Origin of the sequence: Vibrio sp. A8-1 (assembly GCF_013048685.1) — a bacterium.
Taxonomy (GTDB): domain Bacteria; phylum Pseudomonadota; class Gammaproteobacteria; order Enterobacterales; family Vibrionaceae; genus Vibrio; species Vibrio metschnikovii.
This window is the reverse complement of sequence record NZ_VHTC01000032.1, coordinates 21,562-31,593: the sequence shown is the minus strand read 5'-3', so window position 1 is coordinate 31,593 and position 10,032 is coordinate 21,562. Positions and strand designations below refer to the sequence as shown.

Below are 10,032 nucleotides of genomic sequence, written 5' to 3'. Positions count from 1 at the left end.
AGGATATTGAGTTCGCACATCTTGTTGTCTGGTTGTTGTTTTTTGGCGAAATCATTTGATCACATGACAAGATGTGTATCCAGCTTAAATTGATGATTTTTCTTAAAATCATCAGGGGATTCCTCAGTGCTGAAGCAGTGGTTAGGCTCTGGCTATATCGATAAGGGCTTGTTCTACCGAACGTCGGAGGGAACTCCGCAAGGAGGAATTATCTCTCCAACGCTTATGTTACTGACGCTTACGGGCCTAGAAAAGCTCGTGAAAGAAGTCGCTAAGAAATCGGGAGAACGAGTTAACTTTATCGGTTATGCGGATGATTTTGTGATAACAGGTTCGTCAAAAGATGTTCTTGTTAACGAAGTCAAACCACGGGTGATTGATTTTCTAAAAGAAAGAGGGTTGACACTCTCTGAAGAGAAAACACACATTACTCATATAGATGATGGCTTTGATTTTCTGGGCTTTAACCTCAGGAAGTACAAAGGAAAACTACTCATCAAACCGAGTAAGAGCAACGTTCTCTCTTTCTTGGGTAACTTGCGTGAACTCATCAAGAAGCACGCAACAATGCCAGTCAATGATCTCATTAGATTACTGAACCCTAAGCTGAAAGGTTGGGCGAACTATTATCGCCACTGCGTTGCAAAGCGCACTTTCGGTTATCTCGGTCATCAAATCTTCTGGTTACTGTGGCGATGGGCGGTTAGACGTCATCCCACTAAACCAAAAGACTGGGTAAGGCGAAAATACTACATGAACAGAAGTGGTGGATGGCAATTTCACGGTTGGCAGAAAATCGCCAATATGGACTGTCACTACAACCTAATTCAAATAGCGAAAACGCCGATCAAAAGGCATGTGAAAATTAGAAGAGCAGCAACCCCATTCGATCCGCTTTACCAAGATTACTTGGCAAAGAGGAAGCCGAAAAAGGAAAGTCGTCACTCTTGGTTTGACCCTGCCTTAACTGCTATCTAGGTTGCTGGGTAACGTAATACGCCTTAGCGGAGGCTTGAGCCGTATGCAGTGAAAGTTGCACGTACGGTTCTTAGGAGGGCAGGGCGAGCGCATGAGTTGAATTAATGTTAACTTTCACAAATCATTAACCGTGAGATGATTATTTGAAGGTACTTTTTCTTTATCCCTGTTTATTTCTTGACCGCATAAATCTGGACTTACACAGCTCAACTCTTAGCGAGTTAACAAAGAGAGTGGTTTTCGTTTACAAATAATCTACTCATGCGGTTGCCCTGCTTAGGAGGGCGGCACTTGGTAACAAGTGTCGCCTATCCGACAAAAGCGTGTTACATAAAAAACTATATACCTAGTTCTAGATTATATTTATTTTCTAATGTCTGATATTCAAACTCTATCTTATTGCCGCAATCACAGCTAACGGTATATATTTGTTTATTCTTGGATACATGAGTCTTTTTGTTGCCACAACTTGAGCAAACTTGATTCATGGATGTGTTTGTATTGCAGTCATTACAAGTCACATAATAACCAAATTTACCATATTTTGGTGAGGTGCTTGAGCTGGAACAATTTTTACAAATAAACCAAGAATTTGATTTAATTAAATTACTGTCTGAGCTATCTAATTGTTGGGATGCATCAGTAATAATACTGCTGTTTTCCGTATTGGCTACTGTTTTTGAATTAGGTTTATGGGCAGCGATTAGAAAGTATTTTATATTGATAAATTCATTGTCACTAAAAGATGGGTTTGGCTTAAGGATACTCGATCTGCTAGTAATGATTTCTTTAACTCGATTGGATACCTGTTCTGATTTTACAATCAGGGGCGATATTTTCGATGGGATGTTATCCCTATCTATAATTGCATCATTAGATGCAGCGCAGAGAGTATCCCAGCATCTACCACTGAAATAGCCTTGAATCATAAATAACTTTTCTAGTATTTGATCAGCATTATCGTTCAATAACGATTTTAACAGTTTTGTTTGTATCTCAGCTTGGGTAATTGGCGAGGGCATACCGACCCACTTGCCACGAACCGTTCTTTGCCATTCAAGTTGCTTATTAACTTTGACGGTTCCTTTGATCGACTTTGATTCAATAATAATAAATCCTTTCTTATAAACGATAAGGTGATCAATTTGTGCTATTTCACCTTTGTGCTCTATACGCAAGTCATTATAAACAAGGATGTTATTAATTTCTGAGAAATGACGCTTTAAGTAGAAGGCTACATTATTTTCTACTTGATCACCTAATTCTTGCCTGAAGTTTTTGGTTTTAACAAATACTTTTTCTTTAACGATCATCAATGCCTAACCTTTTTCTTTATATGCTACCACGCACATTTTAAATATTGGAATAACCGCAATAACCCAGTATCTAGTTTGTGATCGCTGACAGTTTAAGTCTTCAACACCGCCTTCAACCGTGCAAAGGTTTTCATTGTATCGGTTGCTGGCATATCTGGATAACTTGGGTTTTGCGCTTGTAGCTGGTATTGATTTGGTGCGATTTTGCGTACTACCCGCAGCAAATAGTGGTTATCTCCGGTCTCATCTTGGGTTTCGATTGCCATTGTTAAGTTAGAAATGGAACCCGCGCTACTTGGTGTCACCCATTCAAGTAATAACAGATCCCCGTCTTGAATCGGATTTTTGCCGCCATTCATAGAGTTTCCCGCCGCGGGGGCAACAAAATGGCGAGTAGGGTCTAACTTGCCATAGCCATCGGCAACACAGTGGTATTGAACCGCTTCATGAGAGCCGCGTTTAAAATGGCCGCAAGCAATTTTAAGTTCAGGGTAAAACGGCAGCATCGTCCCTTGCGGATCACTTTGTTTGGCAAATTCGAGCACTTGAGCTGAAGGTGAGTGCTCAATCTCCGGCTGATTCGATGGCTGTTGTTGCTTAGGTCGTTGGGCATATTCAGCCAAACGTAAATCAACCAACTCTTGCATGGCATCGTGTAATAACTCGATATGCTGATCTTTTACCGCGAAGGTAGCGACAAATTTTTGATCGTTAATTGCAAACCAAGGAGCCGTTTTATTATTGGGCTTGGCAAAAGCTTTGATGGGATTATCTAGCCAATATTTTAACCAGCCACGATCGCTGGCTTTAAACTGCTTGGCTCTGGCGGTGAGCTCTTGCGCCATTAACTGGGGGCGACGTGACAACACATGATGGCTTCGCTCGGCTAACGCGCTGAGTGTCGGTGGATGGCGCAGCCCATCAAGTTCCAGCAAGGCTTCGAGTAAGATCGCTTTAAAGGATTTACTCATCGCTGTGTTTTCAATGCCATGGAGAAGAAAATCACCATAATGACTGACGAGCTCGCTGATTCGTGGGTCATTTTCCTGGCTGGCAACCAGATGAAACCAGCTTATCGCTTGCTGGCGAACTTTCTTCATCGGGTAGCCATGATGGAAAAATTCACTGGCGGTCGGGCGATGAGCTAATTGATGCGCTAATTGTTGATAATCATCTTGGACATTATTGCGTAGCCGTTTGGCTAAGTTTTGCCAAAAATTGATCAGCTCAATATCAAAATTAACATGACAACCTTTGGCTAGTGGCGCGTTAGTTTGCAATCTCCCTATCACTTCTTTTAGGGTTTTAACATTAAACAAGGTTGCTGGTCGGTTTAAAAATGAATCGTGATTACCAATAAAATCCAGCACGACAAGTTTGCGTTTATTGGTGATGGGAGAAAGGCGTAGCCCGCGACCTAATTGCTGTAGAAAGAGAATTTTTGATTCGGTTGGTCGAGCCATTAAAATCGTATCAATCGAGGGGAGATCTGTGCCTTCATTAAACAAGTCGACCGAGAAAATAATCTCAATTTTACCTTGATCTAGCCATTGCAGCGCTTGATTACGCCTTACGACTGAATCACTGTACACTGCCACGGCATGAATGCCTTTGCTGGTAAAATACTGCGCCATAAAATCCGTGTGTTTTTTTGAGACACAAAACGCTAAGGTTCGCGTTTGTTTTTTGGCTTGCCATTCACGATAGACATGTTCAGCGCGTCGCGATGTAGCCAGTTTATTATCAAGCGTATTAGGATCAAACTTACCGTTACGCCACGGAATCTCTTGATAATTTACCGCTTGATCGTAGATACCGTGATAATCAAACGGTGCGAGAATATCATCATCAATGCCATGCACTAAATTGCGTTCGAAGACTAAGTTATCATCACATAAAGAGAGAATGTCAGCTTGATCAGAGCGCTCTGGTGTCGCTGTTAAACCGAGGAGAAATTTAGGCTGAAAATAGGCCAATAACTGACGATAGCTTTTTGCTGCGGCATGATGAAACTCATCCACTACTATGTAATCAAAGTGATCAACGGCAAAACGTTGTAGGTGATTTTGCTTACCTAAGGTGGCGACAGAGGCAAATAATAGCGTTGCTTGATCATCTTGTATCGAACCGTTGTAGAGGCCAGTTTTGGCATTGGGGATCAACTGGCTAAAGGTTCTTTCTGCTTGCAGGAGGATCTCTTCTCGATGAGCGACAAACAACACATTTTTCGCTTGCATTTTCATCACATCAAAGGCCGATAACCAAGTTTTTCCCATGCCAGTTGCCAGTACCACTAAACCTCTTGAATAGCCTTGTTGTCGAGTGGCATCCAGTGCGGCTAAGGCTTCAATTTGGATTGAATTTGGTGTTGGAACGTCGATGGTTTCTTGTTCATCCTCTGTGACCAACTGAGCAATGGTACGCTGCTGCTGTGTTTGTTGATAACGGCAGAGGTAATTATCAATCCATTGATGGCTTAATGGCAGACTCTGATTGTGTTCAAAAATAGCATTGAACTGTTGACGTATATGAGTAAATTCAAGTGCGGCTGGGGAATCTTTGGGTAACTCAAAATCGTGGCGTAGAGCCCACTCGTGGCTACTTAACAAAGCGGTGCGGCTAATATTGTTCGAGCCTATCCATGCGCAGCCTTCGACTATTTCCCCTTGTTGCTGGCGAACAAAAATGTACGACTTCATATGAAAGCTATCATTGCCACATTGGAAGATGCGACAGGTTGCGCCTCGCTCAACCAATAGCATCAGGCGGCGCAGGGCAACGGGGTGGGTGATGGCTAAGTAATCGGAGGTGAGGAGTTTTATCCTCGCGCCGCTTTGCATAGCATCGAACAGAGGATCAAACAGCAATGCTAAACCGGAAGGTTGAATAAAGGAGACCGAGATTTCGATTTCGCTGGCATGGTTGATGGCTTGAATTAACCTTGGTAGGAGCGGATCGTTTACCCCACCCGAAGAGAGTCGATGCCCAGAATAGAGTTGACCAGATGTTGCGTTAGGCATGGTTGATTATGCCTTTAATAAAATGGCATTAAGCCATTGTTCAGTTTCTCTGCCTGCTCGCAGATCTTGGGTTATCCATAGCTTTTCGATGCTTAGAGGCACATCAGTTAATAGTTCGCAGAGTAATGATTCATCACAATTGGTAAAACATCTGCCATCACGAGTGACTTCATCTTGTCCGTATTTGAATGAGCAGTAAAACGCGCCTCCGGTTTTGAGCATTGAAGCGAGGTGCGCAAACGTCTGGGTGAGCAATGGGCGCGGAACATGCAGTAGCGATGCGCAAGCCCAAATTCCGTCAAAGTGTAGGTCAGTTTGAAATTCAAGAAAGGTGGCAACGGTGACCGGTTGTTTAATCAGCGTTTGTGCTAACCCAGCGAGCGCTGGACTGGCATCAAAAGCCTGCACTTGATAACCAAGCTCAATCAAATGCTTACTATCACGACCTGAACCACATCCGGCATCAAGGATGTACCCACCATCTGGTAGGTAATCTAAAAATGGTTTAAGTAAGCTCGACGCATCGATGTCTACGGTCGATGAAAAGAACTGCGCGGCATGTTGGTTATAAAAGTCGATAGACATAAGCACTCCTGATTTGCCAACGGATTGTAACTGTCTACGCTTTCTCACTCAATGAGTTGCATGTTAAGTGTGACCCTATCTGCGAAATCGCACATCTCTTTGCTGCTCTTGTACGGCATCAGCAATGTTAGGCTCATGGATCACAAGCTTGTAAATAGACCAAGCTGAACTAGATTTACACTATCATTCGATAGTGTGAGTTTGGAGTTTATGATGAAATTAATACTGCAATCGATATTGGCTTCATTGGTGTTTTGGGCGAGTGTGACTTTGGCGAATACCATTACCCTTGCCAGTGGTGAGTGGGAGCCTTATCAAGGGCAAAGCTTAGCGAGTGGCGGGCCGGCGGCTCAGGTGGTGAGCGAAGCGTTTGCTCTATCGGGTTGGCAGGTGAACTATCAATACCTTCCTTGGGCTAGGGGGCTTAATGCTGCTGAGAATGCTGAACTGGATGGGACGTTTTTGTACAGTTTTAATCAAGATCGTGCTGCGCGCTTTCACTATAGCGAGCCGGTAATTACCTTGAGTACGGTGGTTTTTTATCACCCCGATAAGCCGCTGCGCTGGGAGAATGAGCAAGATTTATTAGGTAAAACCCTCGGTGGCGTAGTGGCTTATGATTATGGTTTTGTCCGTGAAGATGCGGGTTACACCATTGAGCGCATTAGCCAACCTGAAAACAACTTTCGTAAGCTGCAAGCAGGCCGTTTGGATGGTGTAATGGAAGAGCGGTTAGTTGGCTCGGGGTTAGCGGCCAGTGTTGGTTTTAGCCAAGTGGCTTATTTTGATAAAAGTATTAAATTCGTGCCTTACCATTTAATTGTGTCTCGTAAACATCCAAAAGCGGCAGAGATTATTGCCGCATTTAATGATGGCTTAAAACAATTAGAGAGCAATGGCCGTTTGGCTGAGATCCTTGGTCAGTAGGTTTTAATTTGCTGGTAACCGATGACTATTAATAACCGTTTGTGATAATCGTATTAGGCAGTTCTGCTTTGAGTGGGAACTGCCTATTTAAATTTGCACATTGGCTATTTAGCCTTTTCAATTCAGACTTATCTCCTAATCCTTACTTCTCAATCAGTTGCATGTTAACTGTGACCCTTTCAACGAAATGCGCGTTTGCTCTCTTGTATAGTGCGGATCATGAACAAGACGACCTCGAGAGCAAAATGAAACACAATCTAAAACCTACTATGTGGTTACTCAGTTTGGGGTTATGCAGTGCCTTAGCGCAGGCACAAACCGATAACCTAGCCCAATTTCCTGATGGTAAAGCATGGTTAAACCATGCGCAGCAGGGCTTAGCGCCGTACTGGATGATGGAGACCGCCCGCGGGCAGCCGCTGGGTAACTTTCCTACCTTTCGTTGTGATAACGGTCAATTGCTTAATGTTAACCACGTTTGCCAAGAGCTCAATAAAGGGTGGATAACGCCACACTTTGGCCGTGACTATACGCGGATGAAATCGCGCCAAACTTACGCATATGCAGTGCTGTATCACTTAACTGGTGATGCTCAGGCGTTAGCGCTCGCCAACGCTGGAGCGCACTATTTAATTGACCATTTGCAAGATAAGCACAACGGCGGTTTTATTAGTTTTACCGAAAACGGTCAGCCGGGGCTTGAGTGGCAACAGCGCACCTCGCAAGACCAAGCCTATGCCTTGGTGGGGCTGGCGATGCTCTATTATTTGACTCGTGATCCGCAATTGGAAGCGGTGTTGATTAAACAGCAACAGTTTATTTTTGACCATTATCGATTAGCCGATGATCAAGGATTGGCGTGGGTGTTAAAAGAGGGCGATGGCGAAAGCGCTCAGCAGCGCGAATTGGTTGCCCAGCTTGATCAAATCAATGGGTATTTATTGCTGGTCGCTCCCTTGTTACCTGAGCCATATCGTAGCCAGTGGCTTGGGGATCTCGCTTGGCTAACTGAGGTGATGTTAACTCATTATCATCATCAACCTGAGCAGCGCTTTTATGGCGCAATACATCATCCAGCAGTGATGACCCAAAGCGCTAAACATAATGATTTTGGCCATACGATTAAAGCCTATTGGATGACGTATCTCACCGGCAGTGTATTGCAAAACTCGCAGTGGCAAAGCTTAGCAAAGCAGGGGATGAGAACGACCATTCGCCAAGCGCAATATCAGCCGAATTGGACGGATATCGCTCCGCGCTTACCCGATTCGTTAGCAAAACAGTGGCAAGGTAAGCCGGTGGCGAGTTGGCGTAACAGGCCGATGAGTTATGGCATTTCTTCATGGGAATGGGCAGAGCTCGATCAAGCGGCGATGACGCTATCGCTACTCGAAGGCCAGTTGGAGTCTGTCTTGGCGTATACAGCGCCCGCGTTTATGCAGGTCTGGGTGGATGAGCAGTACGGCGGAGTGGGCCTTAACCCGAAATCAACCAAGGCGTTTCATTGGGGTAATGGCTACCATCAGTTTGAGCATGCGTTGGTGGGATATTTGACCGCCCAGCAGCTCAATCAACAACCAGCAACGTTGTACTTTGCTTTTGAGCCAACAGAGCAGAGCCGACTTGCGCCTTATTATTTCCAAGGGCACGTTCAGCAACACCGCTTTACGTCCGTAGAGGGTTTACCGCGTCTAGAGGTGCAATTTGTTGATATTCATCCTTAATGTTTCGGCCAAAATGGATTTTGTTGTTCGAGCGTAAATCGCGGCGCGAAAGTGGTGAATTGTTTTCTTTTTTAGCACTCATCGTGATATCGAGTGCTAAAAAGTTACCTATGATTGATTTTTTGTATTCAAATGCTCATTTTTAATAAATATGTCACAAATAATAAACAAACTATTTGGGCTGTTTAATCCTTGTAGGATAATCACGGCGACTATCCCCTTCCTACTTTAAGTTGCAGGGATGTTGGCTACGTTCGTTCACCCCAATCACATAGTGGTCTATGTTCATGGGGATTCACTCACTTGCCGCCTACCTGCAACGCTAAGTAGTTTGGGGTTATTTGGATAAGCTGATTTATCCACCTTATGGATACTTCTCGGTTGCTTAATGCTGGCGTTGGTTCGCCATGTTAATCACCTTAGATAAAGTAATTGAAGGACAAATATAATGAAAAAGTTGCTCTCTGCCGCGTTGATCTCTTCTGCGCTTTTGCTAACCGGTTGTGGTGATAAAGAAGCCGCCGACCAAGCTGCTCCTAGCCCAATTAACATCAACCTCAGTTTGGTGTTTGCACCCAGTGAACTGCTCACTCAAGAGTTGATTAAAGTCACCGATTCTATTCGTGAAAAGACCGATGGCGGGGTGAACATTCAGGTGTTCCCGAGCGGTCAGTTACCGGTTTATAAAGATAACCTTGAGCAGGTGGTCAATGGTGCAAACTGGATTGCGGTTGAAGATTTAACCTATCTAGGCGATTACGTTCCTGACTTCACTGCGCTGGCTGGGCCAATGTTGTATCAAACCTATGATGAGTATTTGGCGATGATGCAAACCGATTTGGTGAGCGATCTTAAGCAGCAGATGCTTGATAAAGGCGTTAAAGTCCTGAATACCGATTATATCTTTGGTTTTAGACACATGATGACCAACCGTGAAATCGTTGAGCCAGAGGATATGCGTGGCATGCGCATTCGCGTACCGGGTAGCCAGTTATTCATCAGTACGTTATCAGCAATGGGCGGAGCGCCTGCGGCGCTGCCTTTCCCTGAAACTTATGCAGGGGTGCAACAAGGTGTGGTTGATGGTCTAGAAGGGACTATTTTGACCATGTACTCAAATAAAATGTATGAAGTGACGAAAAACCTATCTTTAACCAAGCATTTCCTTGGTACGGTAGGGGTCTACATTTCACCTAAAGTGTGGGAGCGTTTTAGCCCAGAGCAGCAAGCGATTGTGATGGAAGAGTTCGAGAAGGGCGCTTTATCTAACAATACTGAACTGGTGCGTTTGGATGCCGAATACGCTGAAAAACTGCAACAACTCGGCGTGACCATTAATGAGGTCAACAGTGAAGCCTTTAACAAACTGACTCAGCCTGTTTATAGCCAGTTCCCAGCGTGGAGCCCAGATATTTACTCACGGATTGAAGCTGAGTTAGAGAAGATCCGCGCTCAACAATAAGCAGTGATCGACGTTATAGC

5 protein-coding genes and 2 pseudogenes are annotated in these 10,032 nt (G+C 44.3%); 4 read left to right on the top strand and 3 right to left on the bottom strand.

The genetic code is table 11. The annotated features are described in order from the left end of the window. Positions 1 to 126 precede the first annotated feature (126 nt). Positions 127 to 978 (top strand): annotated as a pseudogene (locus tag FKN93_RS14255) (group II intron maturase-specific domain-containing protein); the annotation flags it as partial. A gap of 689 nt (positions 979 to 1,667) precedes the next feature. Here FKN93_RS14255 and FKN93_RS17700 read toward each other — a convergent pair. From FKN93_RS17700 to FKN93_RS14240, 3 genes and pseudogenes are all read right to left on the bottom strand, one after another. Next, a pseudogene (locus FKN93_RS17700) lies at positions 1,668 to 2,291 on the bottom strand (nuclease-related domain-containing protein); the annotation flags it as partial. A gap of 95 nt (positions 2,292 to 2,386) precedes the next feature. Then, the gene (locus FKN93_RS14245; protein WP_170905376.1) at positions 2,387 to 5,314 is read right to left on the bottom strand and encodes a DEAD/DEAH box helicase family protein; all 2,928 of its coding nucleotides are present in this window, start codon (positions 5,312 to 5,314) and stop codon (positions 2,387 to 2,389) included. 6 nt (positions 5,315 to 5,320) lie between these two features. Next, positions 5,321 to 5,899, bottom strand: coding sequence for a class I SAM-dependent methyltransferase (locus tag FKN93_RS14240; protein WP_170905375.1), 579 nt, complete (start codon positions 5,897 to 5,899; stop codon positions 5,321 to 5,323). A 213-nt stretch (positions 5,900 to 6,112) separates the two neighbouring features. On the opposite strand from FKN93_RS14240, the gene FKN93_RS14235 reads away from it, so the two are divergent. The 3 genes from FKN93_RS14235 (at position 6,113) to dctP (ending at position 10,012) form a co-directional block, all read left to right on the top strand. Then, the gene (locus FKN93_RS14235) at positions 6,113 to 6,826 is read left to right on the top strand and encodes a transporter substrate-binding domain-containing protein (protein ID WP_161425210.1); all 714 of its coding nucleotides are present in this window, start codon (positions 6,113 to 6,115) and stop codon (positions 6,824 to 6,826) included. 269 nt (positions 6,827 to 7,095) lie between these two features. Next, the gene (locus tag FKN93_RS14230) at positions 7,096 to 8,550 is read left to right on the top strand and encodes an AGE family epimerase/isomerase (protein WP_170905379.1); all 1,455 of its coding nucleotides are present in this window, start codon (positions 7,096 to 7,098) and stop codon (positions 8,548 to 8,550) included. Positions 8,551 to 8,998: 448 nt separating this feature from the next. Further along, positions 8,999 to 10,012, top strand: a complete 1,014-nt coding sequence (dctP, locus tag FKN93_RS14225; RefSeq protein ID WP_004395803.1) for a C4-dicarboxylate TRAP transporter substrate-binding protein — start codon at positions 8,999 to 9,001, stop codon at positions 10,010 to 10,012. The last annotated feature ends 20 nt before the right edge of the window (positions 10,013 to 10,032 follow it).

Excerpts from the sequence above, each read along its gene's own strand:
- FKN93_RS14240 (WP_170905375.1), bottom strand. The coding sequence starts at position 5,899 with ATGTCTATCGACTTTTATAACCAACATGCCGCGCAGTTCTTTTCATCG.
- FKN93_RS14230 (WP_170905379.1), top strand. The coding sequence starts at position 7,096 with ATGTGGTTACTCAGTTTGGGGTTATGCAGTGCCTTAGCGCAGGCACAA.
- dctP (WP_004395803.1), top strand. The coding sequence starts at position 8,999 with ATGAAAAAGTTGCTCTCTGCCGCGTTGATCTCTTCTGCGCTTTTGCTA.
- FKN93_RS14245 (WP_170905376.1), bottom strand. The coding sequence starts at position 5,314 with ATGCCTAACGCAACATCTGGTCAACTCTATTCTGGGCATCGACTCTCT.
- FKN93_RS14235 (WP_161425210.1), top strand. The coding sequence starts at position 6,113 with ATGAAATTAATACTGCAATCGATATTGGCTTCATTGGTGTTTTGGGCG.